Source organism: Endozoicomonas gorgoniicola, assembly GCF_025562715.2.
Classification (GTDB): Bacteria; Pseudomonadota; Gammaproteobacteria; order Pseudomonadales; family Endozoicomonadaceae; genus Endozoicomonas_A; species Endozoicomonas_A gorgoniicola.
On the sequence record NZ_JAPFCC010000001.1, the window covers coordinates 4,178,174 to 4,195,375 of the forward strand.

Genomic DNA, 17,202 nt, shown 5'->3' on the forward strand with positions numbered 1-17,202 from the left:
ATAAATCTAGGTGGGGCAGTAATTGATGTAGATATTAACTGTATAAATTCTTCGCAATTCCCCGATAGGCGACACATTAAAGGCTCTCTATCCTCCTTGACGGATTCTTTTTAGTACTAACGTTCTTTAAATAGAAAGAATTCAACACTCCAACACAACATCCAATGAGTTTTATAATGAGCGCTACTGACGATCAGAAAGTCACGCTCGGAAACTATCTTGCGCTGGCTTTCGCCGTCGTATTTTTTTCCGGCTTACTGCAATCTAGTGAATGGTACGGTGTATTCGACTTCACTACCCTGAACGGTACATTCGGTTCTATGGCCGACGGTGTTATGTTCCGTGGTAAAGGTGGCAGCGGTGCCCGTGACGGTTTCCTGTTCGCCCTGACCCTGGTGCCTACCTGCATGTTCGCCCTGGGTATGATTAACGTTCTGGAACACTACGGTGCCCTGAAAGCTGCTCGTAAGCTGCTGTCTCCTCTGCTGCGTCCTCTGATGGGTCTGCCTGGCTCTGCGGGTCTGGCTATGATTGGCTCCCTGCAAAACACCGATACCGGTGCCGGCCTGACCAAAAACCTGATTGAAGATGGCGAACTGAACCAGGAAGAAGCTGAAATCTTCACCGCTTTCCAGTTCTCTGCCGGTGCGACCATCGTTAACTTTTTCAGCTCCGGCGCGGTGCTGTTTACCCTGACTAACGCTGACGGCTCTATGGCGGTACCGACTTCCATCGGTCTGACTGTCGCCATCATGTTCGTCTTCAAAATCATTGGTGCAAACATCCTGCGTCTGGTTCTGAAGGCTCAAGGCAAGAAAGTTAACACACAGACGAAGGCGGCATAATCATGGCTCAAGCTAGCAAAAAGATGATCACTGACGTCTTTGTTGAAGGCGCGCGCAAGGGTTGGAACATCTGTGCGATGAGTACCATCCCTAACGTAATGATGGCTTTCATCATCATCAAAGCCCTCAATATCACTGGCGCCCTGGGCGCTCTGGGTAATCTATTTGAGCCGCTGATGGTACTGGTAGGCCTGCCCGGTGAAGGCGCTGCGGTTATCATGGGTGCGATCATGTCCATGGGCGGTGCGGTGGGTATCGTGATGGGTCTGTTTTCTGAAGGCATCCTGACTGGTGAACACATTGCCATTCTGGCTCCGGCTATCTACCTGTGTGGTTCCACTATCCAGTACGCAGGTCGTATTCTGGGTGTAATCGGTACACGCGGTAACCTGTACCCGATCATGTTCGCGATCTGTATCGCTAACAGCTTTATGGCGATGTTTGTAATGAACCTGTTTTTCGTTTAAAACGGCTGTCAAACTGACAACCACGCCATATTGATGCGTTGAGCCCATATCCGGAACTCAACGCATCATCACTCTGATTCAAACCATTACCGCGTTGATTGTTTTAATAACCAGGCTGGATAAAACTTCATACTGGCAGCCGCTCTGGCATGGCTCTTCTTATTGCGAAACTGATAAGTCTCAAGTTTGACAGCAGTTGCAGGATTTTTCTTTAAAAGTCTCTTCAGAGCCAAGGCACTACGCAAGTCAATGACATTATCGTCATACATTATTTCAAAACCGATTCTTTTAGGCCCTTGTGAATGGGGAGTTATCTTGTCCATATAGTGTATTCCATCCAGAACAAATCCATCCTGCATCATGGCCAGAAAAACAGCTTCTTTTTGTTCATTAAATGTCTTAGGAACGATCATGCGGCGGAAAAAACCAAGATCAGTCCCTAAAGTAAACATCTGCCCTATATTGACCCCACCCGTTTTAAAATACGCGCTTTTTACATTACCTCTCGCTACAGCCAGCTGCCCCACTATTGCTCCCAGGCTTATACCGAGATAGCTGACTCTTTGCTGGTCAAAATCAGCTTTACCATTTTCTGGAAATAAATCCAGTGAACTCAGGGTTGTACCCAAAGCATGAGACAGCGAAAGCATATCAGCCGTCCCCTGATTGAACAGGTACAATATGCTTTCAAGATCAACCCCCAACACCCCCCTGTTACCGTGGTAAGGAAGATCTATACCAATAACGGCATAACCCTTTTTCAAAGCAGGGTAAATGTATTTCATGCTATCATCAACAGAGCCATTTAATGGAGGAGCAAACAATAATACCGGCCCCGGATCTTTGTAGAAGCGAGGGTAAAAAACGGAAAACTGTACACAGTTGTATCGTGTTTTATCTTCTGAAATTAACCAGCCTTTTTTTTTGTTGAAAAATTTACGAAATGCGAGCTTACCGGTAGCTTTGTGGTACCGTAATGATTTTTCAGTATGCATCGTCGTCATTTCAGCCAGCATTTTAGAGGCGTCACTATCACCACAGAAACTGGGAACAGATGACTGTATTTTACTCACTATTGAATTAACGGGTTGCAGGTAAGCATCTTTCGAGGCAACGGTAAACGTCTTCAAATCGATAAGGTTATCAACCGGAATCCCCCGCTCAGACAGGAATGCAGTAACGTCAGAACGCTTCGAATTTACATCCATAAAAGGTGAAGTTTCAACAGGTACACCACCACTTATCAAATCCTTTGTAATTAAGGCGACATGCCTGCCTGACGCAAATTTACTTTCAGGGTAGATATAAAGAATACTGACGTCATCAGTCGCCCGAACACTGGTAACCGATGTATTAACTTCTTCACCGGTTGTCATGTTATAGATTTTGACAGGGTTAGCGCTTTCGCCTCCTCCACGAGCAGGCAATGAACCTTCATCCGGGTGGGCTGCCACCTCAAACAACACCGGCCCTGCTGGTGAAAACCCATTCCTGCCATTGGTATTCTTGATATTCAACCCTTCAAGAGAGATTTTATTTGAGAAACGACTCTTTCTGAAATCCACGACCAGTCCGGTTTCCGATTCAGGTTTCCGCCTGGTGTACAGGTCATCATCAGGAAAACGCGCCAACACCGAATCAGGATTAATACTCGTTATTATTTCGTCTGACACTGACGGTTTTTCTGACGTTAATGGCTTTGCATCAACCGGCGAAAACCATGGCCCCGCCAGCCCCAGGAAAATGAAGCTGGAAATGGCACCTCGCCACAACCGGGATACCCTCCTTACCCGACAATACGAAAAACGCGATGTATCGATGATAGTAAAATGATTCTCAGGATGCCTCACAATACAACTCTCCCAAAAGCTCCGGGGTCTCCAGCATGTGTCGTCTGCTTTGTGAAAAACAACATGAACAACACCGACTAAACCTAGTACAACCTCTTATTTTTTGCTCATAGGAGCCTGTCCCCAATCCTGTTCAGGATCTGTATCGCAAACGGTTTCATGGCAATGTTCGTGATGAACCTGCTGGTTTAACGGTTTCCGCTTACCGAGGTTTGGTATAAGATGACTCCGCCCCGTGAGGCTCCATTAGGCTCCTTGAGACTGGACAGGCGCAATGCTGACAGCTAACCGACTCTGTCTGATTCTCTGCCATAACAAAACTAAAAGCCGGGCCAACTGCCCGGTTTTTTTATGAGGTACGTTCATGAAAGATACCGGCGATTACGAAAGCGTTGCCTGCAACTGCGTTGAGGTTGGCACACTGATCCGGGAAGACGACACCCTTCTGACACTGAACTTCTGCGACAATGACCAGATGTCTGCCCGAGAACAGTTCACCCGGATGGAAAAAGATGCCCGATCCGTTGGCTCCGGCAACTGCCAGATTAAGTCAGAAGTCATAGAAGAAGGCGGCAAGCCTTATATTCGTGCCATGTTTGACTTTGACTGTACGGCAGAAAAGCTGATCTTCCAGATGAAGCATAAGTAAGGGAAGAAGCTGACAAGACTATACCCTCGTCATTCCCACCTTCGAGGCTGGGAATGACGTTATTCCGGCTTTACAACAGACAGAACCCATGCCTGCTTCTGAGTTCATTTCTGCAACTATTCCTGCAACTATTCCTGCAAAAGACGCACAACTGCAGTTCTGGTCAGAGGCATTAGCGCCTGCTGAATCCAGAAAATACTTTGACGACCTGATCGCCAGTACGCCGTGGCGGCAGGATAAAATCCGGCTGTTTGGCCGACACGTTGCCATTCCCAGGTTACAGGCATGGTATGGTGATACGCACTGCCACTACAGTTATTCAGGGTTGCGCCTCGCCCCTCTGCCCTGGGCACCTCAGCTCCTGCAACTCAAAGCAAGGGTTGAGCAACTGTGTCAACACAGGTTCAACTGCGTCCTGCTCAACCTGTACCGGAGCGGAAGTGACAGTAACGGCTGGCACAGCGACGATGAACCGGAACTGGGGCTGCAACCCGTCATTGCTTCCCTGAGCCTTGGTGCTACCCGCCGGTTTAAACTACGGCACAAATACGACAACACCGTAGCAGGCATTACGATCGACTTGAGCAATGGCTCACTGCTGGTTATGTCTGGACATTCCCAGTCACACTGGCAACATTGCCTCCCGAAAACGGCTCGCCAGATTGAGCCTCGTATCAACCTGACCTTCAGGAATATCCTGCATGGCCCGAATTGAGTGTCCTCGCTGCCTTCGCCCCTTATCTGCCTGTTACTGCAAAGGGCTGGAGCCAGAAAAAGCCTGTATCGACCTGCTGATCGTGCAACACCCTTCCGAAACCCGCCACCCCATTAACAGCGCCCGCATTGCCAGCCTCGGGATCAGTAATTGCACTATTCTGATCGGTGAAGACTTTACTGCATCTAAAGTGCTGGAAAAACAATTGGCAAACCGGCACGCCTGTCTGCTGTTTCCTTCAGAGAACGCCGTTGCCGTTAACACCTACACAGCAACCCATGCAAAACCGGAGCTGTGTGTAATTCTGGATGGCACCTGGCGTAAGGCGAAAAAAATCTATTACCTGAACCCTGTTCTACAAAAGCTGCCCGCGCTCACCCTCTCAGAAACGCACACATCGGCTTACACCATCAGAAAAACACCGGGAAAAGGCGCCCTTTCCACCATAGAAGCAACGGTTGCCCTGTTAAGGGAGACCAGCCAGAAGCCTGATGAGCATCAGAACTGTCTGGATGCCTTCAACCGGATGATCAATGCCCAGATTACTGCCATGGGAAAGGATACCTTTAAAAAAAACTATGCCAATAGAATCAGCCGTCCTGAGCGGTAAAATGCAGTTTTGTCACCACTGGTGATGAAAATTGCATTATTGTAGAAAAAAGTCGCGACGAATAAGTCAGAATTGTTCAAACTGTGAATTAACAGAAAAATAAGACTCTTATACAGTCTGAGTGGACTAATCTAAATCGTACTCAGGCACAGGGAGCAATAACAAGAATGACCCCAGACAGTCACCCTTCAAAAAAACTCTGGCTCTACGGTACGGTCATTATTGCCGTCGCCCTTATTATGCGTCTACTGTCGCTGGGAACCTATCCGCTGATGGATACCAGCGAAGCCCGCTACGCCGAAATGGTGCGCCTGATGGTCGAGACCAATGACTGGATCACCCCCTACTTCGATTACGATGTGCCATTCTGGGGCAAACCGCCCCTGTTTATCTGGATGTCTGCCATCAGCTTCAAACTCTTCGGTATCAACGAGTTTGCCGCCCGCCTCCCTTCCCTGCTCGTCAGCATTGGTACCCTTTGGCTCACCTGGAAGCTAACGTCCTTTCAACTCAGTCGGCAGGCTGGAAAGCTGGCCATTCTGATTCTGACCACCAGCGCCATGTTTCTGGTTCTGTCCGGTGCACTGCTGGCAGATCCGGTTATGGTCTTCAGCATTACTCTGTGCCTGACCGGTTTATGGATAGGCTTTCACAGCAACAACCCAACACAGGCCAGACGCTGGAGCTACCTGTTCTTTACCGGGTCAGCTCTGACGCTGCTGTCAAAAAGCCTTGCCGGACTGGTACTGGCAGGGCTGCCCATCTTTTTATGGTGCCTGCTGCGAAAACAGTTTTTGCAACTCTGGCAGCGCCTGCCCTGGATCAGTGGCAGCCTGCTGGCGGCCATTATCGCTCTGCCATGGTTTATTGCAGCCGAGCTAAAGACTCCGGGTATGCTGGAATACATGATCATCGGAGAACACTTCAGCCGCTACCTGGACAGTGGCTGGGAAGGTGATAATTATGGCACAGCCCATATTCGCCCTGTTGGCATGATCTGGCCTTACTTTATTGCGGGTGGCTTTCCCTGGTCTTTAATTCTTGCCGGTTATGCCTGCCAGTCATTATGGTTAAAACTCAGGCACAGGCGACCTCTGATACTCTCTGAATGGGGGTGGTTCCTGCTGTGCTGGCTAATTTCCCTGCTGCTGTTTTTTACCTTTGCCCGCAATATGATCTGGACTTACGCCTTGCCCCTGATGCCACCTTTAGCCATGGCACTGGCAACCATCTGGCATAATCACCTGATTCCCGCCCTGCATCGTCGCGTTGTCGCAGGCGCATGCATCACACCCGTGCTGATGGCTATCACCATCTATACACTCATAAACGACGGAGGCAAAAAATCCCAGAAAACCATGATTCAAGCCATGCACGCTGAAAAAGTCAGCGACCCGGGAGAGCTGCTCTATTTTAATAAGCGTCCTTTTTCTTCACGCTTTTATTCCCATGGAAAGTCTGTACTGGTTGATACCGCAGATGAGATAAATGCCCTGATTAATAATGGTAAAACTGATTTTCTGGCAACAAGAAAAGGTGATTTTGAATACCTGCCAGCTTATTTGAAGAAGCGCTTCATCGCTATTTATCATTACCGGGAATGGACACTGTGGAAAGAAAAACCAGAGCATTAAAGCAATAAATGTTCACGGTAAAAAATAACTGCTACATTGGAGTGACACGTTTTTAAATCAATAGCGTAATGGGAAGACATTCTAATTTTGAGAAAGAAACCGTACTGAAAAATGCTCTGGCCTTATTCTGGTCAAGAGGTTTTACTGCGACGTCCCTTCGACAGCTTGAGGAAGTAACCGAACTGCACCCGGGAAGCCTGTACCATCATTTTAAAAATAAAGAAGGCTTATATATCAGTGTGCTGAAGTACTATCTGGAACATGATATGCAGATTCGCATCAACCGATATTTAACCGGCGATTCCCCACTAGACGGAATTCGTCGTTTTTTAACCACCCGTTATCGAAATCATCAGGAAGAACACTATCGCAACTGTTGTTTTCTCGCCTGTTCGAGCGTCGAACTCCACCAGTTACCTCAGGAAGCCCGTGATCTGGTAAATAAAGGCATTACAGACATTCAGTCCGCCTTTGAAAAACAGCTCAGTCAACTCGCTGATAAAGGCTATAATTCTCTCCCAGAAGACTCTTTCCCAGAAGACTCTCTCTCAAAAGGCTCTCTCTCAAAAGACACTGCAGAAAAGGCAAGACAACTCACCTGCCTGTTTCTGGGATTACAATTGTTTGCTCGAATCAGACCCAATCAGCACCAGCTCGATACGATGGTCAAAAGTAGCCTTCAGCGTATTTTAATGCCAGATAACCACTGAACAACAATCTAGAAAAAACCATGGATGCCTACACTGTTATTTCCAGCCTGCAGCAACACCTCGCTTTCATGGATGGTTCATTAAGAGCCTTATCCAGCTACGGTTACTCATACCATTATTTACTCATCGCTGCCGTCATATACTGGAGCGGCTATACCCGTATCGGTGGCAGGCTGGCAATGGGCACAATGATCAGCAGCATTGCATTTGGTAGTTGTCGTCAGTTTTTTACTTCACCCCGCCCATACTGGAGCCATCCTGAACTATTTAACGGAATGGTAGAAAAGTCTTACGGAATGCCATCAGGCCATACCCAGAATGCAACCCTGTTCTGGGGGTTGAGCGCCTACAGTCTTAAAAACAAGTGGGCATGGTTTGTTGCAGGTCTATTGATTCTGTCTGTTGGCCTTTCCAGGCTTTATCTTGGGGTTCATTATCCCGCACAGGTAGCCTTTGGGCTGCTACTCGGCTTAATTCTGCTTTTTCTGTTCATTACTTTTGAGCAACGGGTTATCGATTATTTAAAACCGCTGGCAGGCTGGAAAAAAATAGCCCTGACAGTATTCACCACACTCCTGCCGCTTATTTTTATCCTCATTTGCCGGGAAGTCCTTCATATAGACCCTGTCAGCAACCATCAGCACCCTTACAGTACATTCCTGAAATTCAATGGGGTACTGACCGGAGGAGCCGTTGGCTTGCTGTTTACTATTCAGGCTACCCCATCTTTTCGCCTGTTTTTCACCCGGGCAGTTCCTGGTGCTATCAGCGTCATTGCCATCTGGCACTACCTGCCCGACCTGAGCGAACTACAGAGTGAGCCGTTACTTTACTACTCTACCCGCTTCGGCTTATTCGCCGCTCTGGCTCTCTGGGTAACCTGGCTGTGGCCCTTGCTACATAAACGGTTACACAAGCGGCTTGCACAAGCAGTTAGATAAACAGCTATGCTCCCGTTTCAACTGACTGTAACATTAACCGATTACTGAACGTCGATTTCAAAATACCCCATGGCTATAAAACAGATCCTTGTACATCAGCTGGAACAAAATCCAGAAAGCAATGCCCTGACCACAACGACGGGCCATCTATTGCCACCCACACCGGCTCTGGAAGCCATGCTGGACGACCTGCTGCAAACCTATAACAAGAAACAGGACAAACGGTATGGCCAGTTTTCAGAAGAGCCAGAAAGCTCATTTCCGTCAGAGCTGAACCAGTACCTGAATGACGAGCTGACCTTTGAAGAAATGACCGTTCATACCCTCAGCCAGATCAGTGACAAGCTGGGAGAAGCAGGTGCCCTTGGCGGTGGCTATGTCCTGTTTGCTGACTATCAACAGGGGCTAACCCGCTACCTGATACTCTGTATGCTGAACAGCAATATCAGTGTCACTGTCACTGAAGACCTTTCAATACAGGACTGCGCCTACCTCGACACCGGTAAAATGTCACTGGCCTGTCGCATCAATGTGACCGAATGGCAGGGCAACACGAACAGTGGTCGCTATCTGTCCTTTTTGCGACCTCGTGGCGGTCGACGCCTCAGTGATGTTTTCCAGGAAGCACTGGGGTGCAGCGAAACCAGTGGCAGCAAGGAAGAGGCAGATACTCTGGTGAAAGCCGTTAAAGACTTTGCCAGCGAAGCACCGTCGCTGGAAAACCACAAAGAAGTAAGCCGTCAGGTATACGATTTCTGTCAGACAAAAGTGGATGAGGGCGATGCCCTGACACTTGAAGAGTTAACTGGCTACCTGAGCGAATCCGGGTCTGATGAATTTGCCCGATTCGTTAATACCCGCGACTACGACATGACAACGCCAATGGCTCCCGAGAAACGCACCCTGACCAAACTGGTTCGATATACCGGACGAAGCAAGGGATTAACCCTGGCATTTGATGCAGAACTTCTCGGCACGCAGGTGCATTACGATGAAACCAGTGACCAGCTGGTTATTAAAGGTGTACCGGAAAAGCTGAAAGAACAACTGAAAGGTCAATAAAAAACGATTTAAAAAGCGGTGGCAGGGAAAATGGCTTTTCTCTGTTGCCAATACTTCCCCTATGCTGAATCGCCGCGCTATTCATGCGATGATGATTAAGTTCGCCCTGAGTGATCCGATACAACAGGCATCAGTCGAATAAATACACCCATGCCGGAGCGACCTGTTTTGCAGCCACTCTATTCCATACTCCTGTCCTTCCTTCTATTAAGCGCACCAGCCAGGGCTTTTACCGAAACAAGAGGAGCAACGCCCCTGACCGCAGAACACATTCTGCACCAGGAACTCCTTCTTAATCAGCTTATTGTCAATATCTACCTGCTGCAGCTCGATTTTCTCAACAGTGACGCCCGAGAAAAAATACAAGACAACCTGACTCTGCTCGACACAACTATTCCCAATCTTCCCACTCAGGGTAAAGATGGAGAAACCAGCGGCCTGCTGGTCACCACCAAAGCACTCTGGCCAGTCATCAGTCGCCATACGACCTGGATGGGCAATCTGCCCAAACAGTCACGCCCACCGGAAGCAGACAGCTTGCTGATGGCTCTGACGAAACTGGATCGCCAATTACTACTGCTGAGACAGAAGCTGATGACCCAGACGCCCAGACAAAAGCCTGAGCTGAATATACTCGAACAGGCATTATTGATGCAGAGACTCTCCAAAGAGTATTTAGCACTGGCCATTTATGACCAGTCATCCGATATTGCCCGATCCAGCCGGCAGCAACTCCAGACACTGGCCAGACACTTTGATGAACGCATGAACCGACTGAACGACCAGTACCAGAAGCACCCCTATGCGGGTAAGCCTATTCGTCAGGCACAGACGACCTGGCTGTTTATCGCCAACAGCATCCAGAGCCACCGGCAAAAAGCGATCCCGGAAATGGTGGCAATTTATAGTGATCGCATTGTCGGCAAACTGACCTCTGTTCATAAAATGTTCTGACCACTGATAACTTCCTGAACATAAACGTCTGCCCTGCCCCACGGAAAACAAACTTCAAACTGGTCTACCAGGGCAAAGACCGGCCGCTCAATATAAGGCTGCAGAGGATAACTAACGGTGACAATGCGGGTACCCAATGGCAGGGCTGCTAACCGTTCCGCCAGCTCATTAACGATCAAATCATCCAGATTGGAAGCAAACAGATAGATAACCGTTGCGTTTTCAAGAGATGCCTTCAGGTAGTCCTCACAACGTACTTCAATACCCGAAAGCTTTAAGACCCTGACAACCCAGTTCAATCGATACACAAAACCAGGCACCCACTCAATAGCGGTCACCCTGCATCCTTTTACCAGACTGAGCCAGAGAGCAGTAAAGCCACTGCCAGCCCCCAGCTCAAACACATGATCTTCTGCATGAATGCCAGTACGATCTGCTATCTCTGCCAGAGACGTCAGAGGCGTTTCACCGTAGCTGTATACATCGTCAGCATTAATCCACTTCAAATAACGACGACTGACAGTGTAAGGGCTGGAAAAAAGATAGAGAGCGGCAAGCAGGCAGTAGCCTGATAAAAATGTCTGACAGGATCGAAACCGCCACAGCACATAGACAAACTCCCTGCACTCCTGCCATTTAACCTTAAGACCGAGCCATATCAGTTTCAGCACACAGTTTACCGGTTATGTTCCAGCTTTTATTAAATCAGCCCGGAAGCACTATTCCAACCGCGTCATTTTGATCCGACACTACAAATAAAAACAGAGGTTTTACAGCCTGTCCTGACACAAGGTATGGTTAGATTGTATGCGTAAGAAATATGTACTACCTTACCAGACAGTTAGGGGATTTTAATGATGGACAGAACCCAGACCCGACTGAAGCCGGAAGATCAGGCAAAAGTAGATGCCTTCCTGAAACAGGGCATAAACGCCACAGAACGCAGTCGCTTCAAGCCCTTTAAGCTCATGCTCTGGCTGGCAGCTGTTATTCTTGTGCTGGGTCTGCTCAGCAGGGCTATAGGTGTTTTTATTCTGGGATAAAGCCTTATCAGACAGCCATTAACCGTGTGATAATCAAGTGAATAATGTAAATAACAATGACCTTTTACACCGGATTGTAATTGTCGGCGGTGGTGCCGGAGGACTGGAACTGGCAACCCTGCTTGGAAAATCTCTTGGCAAAAGGAATAAAGCCTCCATAACGCTGATTGATGCTCAACGCACCCATTTCTGGAAACCGTTACTGCACGAAGTGGCGGCGGGTTCTCTCAATGCCTTTGAAGATGAACTCTGCTATTTAGCGCAGGCCAAATGGAACCACTTTCACTTTCTGCTCGGGCGAATGACCAACCTGGACAGGGACAGTAAAACCATTGAGCTGGCTCCTATCTGCGACGATTACGGCGACGAAGTGGTGGCCAGTCGCACGCTGGAATACGATACTCTGGTACTGTCGGTAGGCAGTACCGCCAACGACTTTGATACACCTGGCGCACCGGAAAACTGCCTGTTTCTGGACAATCGCGAGCAGGCCGAACGCATTCACACGACTCTACTCAATCATTACCTGCATGCCCAGGCTTCAGGCAGCCATCAGTCTGAATTGAATATTGCCATCATTGGTGCAGGCGCAACAGGCGTTGAACTATCAGCGGAGTTGCACAATGCTGCGATAGAGCTGGTTCACTACGGATTAGACGCGATATCCCCGAAAAATGTAAAAATCACCCTGATCGAAGGCGCTTCCCGCATCCTGCCGGTTCTGCCAGAGCGAATCAGCAGCAGTGTGCATAAACAGCTGGAAAACATGGGGATTAACATTATGACCGGGCAGCTGGTGAGCGAAATTCATCCGGGCTCGCTGGTTACCCGCAGCAAAACAATCCTCAAGTCAGACCTCAGTATCTGGGCCGCAGGCATAAAAGCACCTGTTTTTCTGGGAAAACTGGCGCTTGAAACCAATCATATTAATCAGTTGGTCGTTCGTCCTACATTACAAACGACACAAGATGATCATATCTATGCGTTTGGCGACTGTTCCAGCTGTACCGTGACCCTGAAAAATGGCGATAGCACCACCATTCCTCCCCGCGCACAGGCTGCCCACCAGCAGGCATCACTTCTGGCAAAGAGTTTGAAAAGGGTTGTGGCAGGAAACAAGCCCATGAACTTCACCTACAAGGACTACGGCTCTTTGATTTCACTGAGTCGCTTCAGTGCTGTTGGCAATCTTATGGGGGCTGTCACCGGTGATATGATGGTGGAAGGCGCTCTGGCCAAGTTGTTTTATATCAGCCTTTACCGCATGCACCAGACAACCCTGTTCGGAAAAGCCCGAACCGGAGCGTTAATGCTGAAAGATGCCCTGGGAAAAACAACACGGCCGCATCTGAAGTTGCACTGAGGCCAGTATCTGCAACGATTTTTAAATTGGCAATCATGATAAATCTGAAAAGCACCGGAACTTAACCGACGAGTACCGGTCAAAGTTTCTGCATTTAGTACTTTCCTACTGCCGGTAACAGACCAACACTGTAAAAAAGGCTGGAGATAAAACAACTATGCAATAATAATTTATTGGCTGTTAAAGGGAGAATTAATAATATGGATATTTCAGGTAGCGTCAGCCCGACAAATAGTAGCATATCTTTTTATTCGGACGAGAAAAACTCAGAGCTAAACATTAGAATTGGTTCAGCTAAAACAAACAATTACTTACCTTCATCATCTTCATCTGAAGGATTTATTGAACACCACACTCTTTCTGACTTCAAAATTTCAACAGGCACTGCACCGAATGTAGAAACATCTATTCAGGCAATTAAAAAACTGTCTATAAAACTTGTTGGTTATATAAATGAAAAATATAAAGCTAAGACTGAATTTTTTTTCGAATTAGAGCGGGATGACGAAGAAAGACCTTTGACCCTGAAAAAAGCCATGGCAACAAAATATGCCTCTAAATATATTCGTGAAAACTACCATAGACTAGCTTCTAAGTTCATTGACACCTCGAATGAAAGCAAAATTGTAAATCAATTCTTGAAAGCTGCCAACGATGAAGACAGGATAACGTTTTTTAGTCGCGCACTCGCTGAATCCTCTGTGCGTACCGCCACCGTTGAGAGCTTTCACAACAAAATGCTTTATGGCGATCCTGAACATAAAGGCGCTACTGATTACCTGTCAAAAGCTTACCAAAGACTTTATTCGGATAAGACAGGAAGAAAAAATATCCCAGAGGGTGGTAGGGTTCATGATACAGTTCCCGTTAATTTTATCTGGCTGGGTGGTTTATTACCAGATCGTTATCTGGAAAACGTTAAATCTGTAGCCTCAGCAACTCCACAACGGGAAGTGGTTATATGGATTGATCGGAAGTGGATGACCCGCGATGAGTATTCTCAAATGATGGCCTTGCCAGAATTACCAGAGTTAAATGGGCTTAAATGTAAAGTTCTGGATATTAATGATGCTGGTTTAACTGGTATTATTCCAAAGCGTAAGTCTGAATTCAAAGACGCCTTAAAATTTATAAGAGAAAAGTGTGACCATAAAGCAATGGCAAGTGATTTAATCCGCTATGCTCTGCTTGCAAAAGGTACTAAAGCTATAGATGAAGCCAGTCATTCAAAAACTAAGCATGCTACAAAAGGCATGATCTATATGGACACAGACAGAGGTCCAACAAGCTCTACTCCTTCTGAGTGGGGTGATATGGAGGCACCAGCAGGTCTATTGTTTCCAAAAGACGGCAATGATGTACTGGCTACAACCTTTAAAGAACACCCGGTTTTTTTATCAGCACTGAATATGGCTATTGATCGTTTACACAAAAATAAAGAACAGCTTACAGGAGATGATCCTATTCGTTCAGTTCTGAACACTACCGGTCCTGGTCTATTTTTAGACGCAGTATCACAATTCACAAACTGTGATACACCTTCTTTTTTCGCAAAACACCTTGAGCTTGACTCTCCTGTTGCAGGCTCATTCCAAAGTGATAAAACGTGGGTACCCGATGCTAAAAAAGTCGACCTATCTGCAAGCTGGATGTCAAAACTACCTGAACAAAGAAACCAGCGAAACGACTCAACACGGTCTTGCTGTTTAATATCATAATCAATTAAAGCCCTTATGAGCTGAGGGCCTGGTACATATCTTCAGCAACAAAAAAAGCCGTCCTGACGAATCAGAACGGCTTGAAAAATGGTGGGTCGTGTAGGATTCGAACCTACGACCAATTGGTTAAAAGCCAACTGCTCTACCAACTGAGCTAACGACCCACAAGTTACCAATCACGCAAACTGCCAACTTCAAATTGCTCTCTATCTCTCTTGTTGAGAAATAACTCTCTGAGAAATAAAGAGTGGTGGGTCGTGTAGGATTCGAACCTACGACCAATTGGTTAAAAGCCAACTGCTCTACCAACTGAGCTAACGACCCACGCCGCTTGATGGATACGCAATCCAACAAACAGATTAACAACTCATCCTGAAACAGGAAAGTTGTTAAAAATGACTCCTCGTTCACAACTCGCTGCGAACCAGAGCGGCGCTAATATTATCCATACCCCACCACCTTGTAAAGCCCCGGCTGATAACTTCTTTGTCAGTAAAAACCGTAGTTTAGTAACAAAACCATCGTTTCTTCAAAGACATAGCGTTTGATGAAGTAACAGTCGCACTGACCGTGGACTGCGTCGTGACAGACTGCGAGCCTTTTAAGATGCAGGCAGAAATGGTCGTTGTTAGTTGCTGGCTACTGACCGTCTTTCAACCAGACAGGATTTCAACGTCTGAATGCCGGGTTCAAGGTTTGGATCTTCAATCCGGTCAATCAGCGTATTAGCCGCCAGTTTTCCCAGCGCTCCCTTGGGCTGGTGAAAGGTCGTTAGTGGAGGCGAGGTGTAAGCGGCCAGTTCAATATTGTCGTAACCGACCACAGAAATATCACCAGGTACGTTGTAACCCTCACTTTGAAGAGCGCAGATGATTCCCATTGCCATCAAATCATTACCGACAAATAAAGCCGTAGGCAGTTCACCGTTATTCAGCAATTTATTCAGCAATGCCTCAGCCGCCTGATAACCGCTTTCAGCCGTCAGATGTCCTTCTATAACCCATCGCCTGTCGGGTAAGATTCCTGCTTCTTTCAGCGCCCGGTAATAACCGGAAAGCCGCTGACTGCTGGGGGAAAGGTCTTTCGGCCCGGAAATACAGCCAATGCGGGTATGCCCCTTTGCCAGAAGATAACGGGTTGCATCGTAGCCGCCCTGTTCAGGGGCTTCCATGATGATATCCGCATTCAGGTTGGGTACATGGCAATCCAGTACAGCCAAGGGTACAGAACAATGGCTTTTCAGCAGCTCAAAAAAATCCGGAGTGCTGTGTCCAGACATGACCAGCAAGCCATCAATGCGTTTCGTCGCCAGCGTTTTCAGATAGGAAGCCTGTTTCGACAGGTTGTTTTCGGAATTACACAGTATCAGGTGATAACCCCGGTCATAACAGCCTGCTTCAACACCGTGAATCACTTCCGCAAAAAAAGGGTTGGTGTTTGAAGCCGTGAGCATTCCCAGGGTATAGGTTCGACTGGTTTTAAGACTTCGGGCCAGGGCGCTGGGTTTATAGTCCAGCGTCTTAACCGCCGTTCGCACTTTCAGGGCTTTGTCTTCACTGACAAACCGGGTGCCGTTTAAAACGTGGGAAACGGTCGAAATAGAGACACCGGCGTGTCGTGCAACATCCTTGATGGTACTCATTTTGATCGCGCATCCTGTCAGTCATTCAGGAACTGGTCGGTCTCGGCCCTGGTGGGTATGGAAGCCTGAGCGCCATTTCGGGTGACGGATAATGCCGCAGCACCATTGGCAAAGCAAGCCGCTTCATCGATTGGAAATCCTTCAGCCAGAGCCACAACCATCGCACCATTAAAGGTGTCACCTGCGGCGGTGGTATCCACTGCCGTCACCTTAACACTGTCAATCATTCGTGTGCCTGAGTGATCTGAAATAAAAGCACCCTGTGAGCCCATAGTAATCACAACCGTACCAATGCCTTTACCGTGAAGTACACTGGCCGCCTGTTCGGCACTAGAGAAGTTGTGTACAGCCACGCCGGTCAGCACTTCAGCTTCCGTCTGGTTAGGGGTAATAATGTCGATGCAACCCAGCAGGTCATCCGACAATGGTTGTGCAGGTGCCGGATTTAATACCACCGTCGTATGGTTATTCCGGGCAATTTCTGCGGCGGCGAAAACGCCGTCAAGCGGTGTTTCAAGAGACACCAGCAGAAAACCGGCTGCCGCAATATCCGCCTCTCGGCTCTTTACTTTTTCCGCAGTCAGTCTGGCGTTGGCTTCAGCTGAAATGCCGATGCAATTTTCACCCTGCTGATCCACAAAAATAAGGGCTATGCCCGTATTGCAGCCGTCAATCTGTTCAATGAGGGAAGTATCTATTCCGGTTTCCCTGAACGACTGAACGAGACTGTCACTGAACGCATCGCTGCCCATACAGGCCATGAAACGGGTTTTGCCCGCTAGCCTGGCGCAGGCTACTGCCTGATTGGCTCCCTTGCCCCCGGGGAAAATACTATAGCCCTGTCCGGAAATGGTTTCGCCGGGGCGGGGAAGAGCTGGCGTATTCAATACATGGTCAATATTGACACTGCCCAGCACAAAAATCGGATTCTTCATAAATTGCTCAAACGGCTCTGAAAGGGAGAATCAGATCCTGACTGAAGCTGAGATAACCCAGCTT

At 47.8% G+C, this 17,202-nt stretch carries 18 protein-coding genes and 2 tRNA genes; 14 read left to right on the forward strand and 6 right to left on the reverse strand.

The window, feature by feature from the left end; translation table 11 throughout:
- The first annotated feature begins 176 nt into the window (after positions 1-176).
- Together NX722_RS18935 and NX722_RS18940 are read left to right on the forward strand one after the other, a co-directional pair.
- Complete coding sequence (locus NX722_RS18935; RefSeq protein WP_262564414.1) at positions 177-845, forward strand: nucleoside recognition domain-containing protein; 669 nt, start codon at positions 177-179, stop codon at positions 843-845.
- A gap of 2 nt (positions 846-847) precedes the next feature.
- On the forward strand, positions 848-1,312 hold the full coding sequence (locus tag NX722_RS18940; protein ID WP_262564415.1) for a YjiG family protein: 465 nt from the start codon (positions 848-850) through the stop codon (positions 1,310-1,312).
- A gap of 86 nt (positions 1,313-1,398) precedes the next feature.
- Here NX722_RS18940 and NX722_RS18945 read toward each other — a convergent pair whose 3' ends face one another.
- Positions 1,399-2,877 carry an alpha/beta fold hydrolase gene (locus NX722_RS18945; RefSeq protein ID WP_262564416.1) on the reverse strand — a complete coding sequence of 493 codons (1,479 nt, stop codon included), beginning with the start codon at positions 2,875-2,877 and terminating at the stop codon, positions 1,399-1,401.
- Between the two features lie 34 nt (positions 2,878-2,911).
- On the opposite strand from NX722_RS18945, the gene NX722_RS18950 reads away from it, so the two are divergent.
- The 9 genes from NX722_RS18950 (at position 2,912) to NX722_RS18990 (ending at position 10,437) form a co-directional block, all read left to right on the forward strand.
- Positions 2,912-3,145 carry a hypothetical protein gene (locus NX722_RS18950; RefSeq protein WP_262564418.1) on the forward strand — a complete coding sequence of 78 codons (234 nt, stop codon included), beginning with the start codon at positions 2,912-2,914 and terminating at the stop codon, positions 3,143-3,145.
- Between the two features lie 381 nt (positions 3,146-3,526).
- Positions 3,527-3,811, forward strand: a complete 285-nt coding sequence (locus NX722_RS18955) for a YfcZ/YiiS family protein (protein ID WP_262564420.1) — start codon at positions 3,527-3,529, stop codon at positions 3,809-3,811.
- Between the two features lie 88 nt (positions 3,812-3,899).
- Positions 3,900-4,526: an alpha-ketoglutarate-dependent dioxygenase AlkB family protein gene (locus NX722_RS18960; RefSeq protein ID WP_262564421.1), complete on the forward strand. Its 627-nt coding sequence runs from the start codon at positions 3,900-3,902 to the stop codon at positions 4,524-4,526.
- Complete coding sequence (locus tag NX722_RS18965; protein WP_262564423.1) at positions 4,513-5,136, forward strand: tRNA-uridine aminocarboxypropyltransferase; 624 nt, start codon at positions 4,513-4,515, stop codon at positions 5,134-5,136. The genes NX722_RS18960 and NX722_RS18965 overlap by 14 nt, the downstream gene beginning before the upstream one ends.
- Positions 5,137-5,303: 167 nt before the next feature.
- On the forward strand, positions 5,304-6,770 hold the full coding sequence (locus NX722_RS18970; RefSeq protein WP_262564424.1) for an ArnT family glycosyltransferase: 1,467 nt from the start codon (positions 5,304-5,306) through the stop codon (positions 6,768-6,770).
- A gap of 68 nt (positions 6,771-6,838) precedes the next feature.
- Positions 6,839-7,480 carry a TetR/AcrR family transcriptional regulator gene (locus tag NX722_RS18975; protein ID WP_262564425.1) on the forward strand — a complete coding sequence of 214 codons (642 nt, stop codon included), beginning with the start codon at positions 6,839-6,841 and terminating at the stop codon, positions 7,478-7,480.
- A gap of 20 nt (positions 7,481-7,500) precedes the next feature.
- The gene (locus tag NX722_RS18980; protein ID WP_262564426.1) at positions 7,501-8,421 is read left to right on the forward strand and encodes a phosphatase PAP2 family protein; all 921 of its coding nucleotides are present in this window, start codon (positions 7,501-7,503) and stop codon (positions 8,419-8,421) included.
- A gap of 69 nt (positions 8,422-8,490) precedes the next feature.
- On the forward strand, positions 8,491-9,483 hold the full coding sequence (locus NX722_RS18985) for a nucleoid-associated protein (RefSeq protein ID WP_262564427.1): 993 nt from the start codon (positions 8,491-8,493) through the stop codon (positions 9,481-9,483).
- 150 nt (positions 9,484-9,633) lie between these two features.
- Positions 9,634-10,437, forward strand: a complete 804-nt coding sequence (locus NX722_RS18990) for a hypothetical protein (RefSeq protein ID WP_262564428.1) — start codon at positions 9,634-9,636, stop codon at positions 10,435-10,437.
- Here the strand turns inward: NX722_RS18990 and NX722_RS18995 are convergent.
- A complete protein-coding gene (locus tag NX722_RS18995) occupies positions 10,422-11,108 on the reverse strand; it encodes an SAM-dependent methyltransferase (protein WP_262564429.1) in 687 nt (228 codons plus the stop codon). The two genes, NX722_RS18990 and NX722_RS18995, sit on opposite strands and share 16 nt — an antisense overlap.
- Before the next feature lie 183 nt (positions 11,109-11,291).
- Between NX722_RS18995 and NX722_RS19000 the strand changes: the two genes are divergently transcribed.
- From NX722_RS19000 to NX722_RS19010, 3 genes are all read left to right on the forward strand, one after another.
- The gene (locus NX722_RS19000) at positions 11,292-11,480 is read left to right on the forward strand and encodes a DUF3094 family protein (RefSeq protein WP_262564430.1); all 189 of its coding nucleotides are present in this window, start codon (positions 11,292-11,294) and stop codon (positions 11,478-11,480) included.
- A 37-nt stretch (positions 11,481-11,517) separates the two neighbouring features.
- Positions 11,518-12,843, forward strand: a complete 1,326-nt coding sequence (locus tag NX722_RS19005) for an NAD(P)/FAD-dependent oxidoreductase (protein WP_262564431.1) — start codon at positions 11,518-11,520, stop codon at positions 12,841-12,843.
- 200 nt (positions 12,844-13,043) lie between these two features.
- On the forward strand, positions 13,044-14,561 hold the full coding sequence (locus NX722_RS19010) for a hypothetical protein (protein WP_262564432.1): 1,518 nt from the start codon (positions 13,044-13,046) through the stop codon (positions 14,559-14,561).
- An 88-nt stretch (positions 14,562-14,649) separates the two neighbouring features.
- Here the strand turns inward: NX722_RS19010 and NX722_RS19015 are convergent.
- The 4 genes from NX722_RS19015 to rbsK form a co-directional block, all read right to left on the reverse strand.
- A tRNA-Lys gene (locus NX722_RS19015) sits at positions 14,650-14,725 on the reverse strand.
- Positions 14,726-14,809: 84 nt separating this feature from the next.
- Positions 14,810-14,885: transfer RNA gene (locus tag NX722_RS19020), tRNA-Lys, on the reverse strand.
- A 304-nt stretch (positions 14,886-15,189) separates the two neighbouring features.
- Positions 15,190-16,203 (reverse strand): LacI family DNA-binding transcriptional regulator, encoded by a 1,014-nt coding sequence (locus tag NX722_RS19025; RefSeq protein ID WP_262564433.1) that lies wholly within the window; start codon positions 16,201-16,203, stop codon positions 15,190-15,192.
- 17 nt (positions 16,204-16,220) lie between these two features.
- Entirely contained in the window at positions 16,221-17,138 is a 918-nt protein-coding gene (gene rbsK, locus NX722_RS19030; RefSeq protein ID WP_262564434.1) for a ribokinase, read from the reverse strand.
- Between the last annotated feature and the right edge of the window lie 64 nt (positions 17,139-17,202).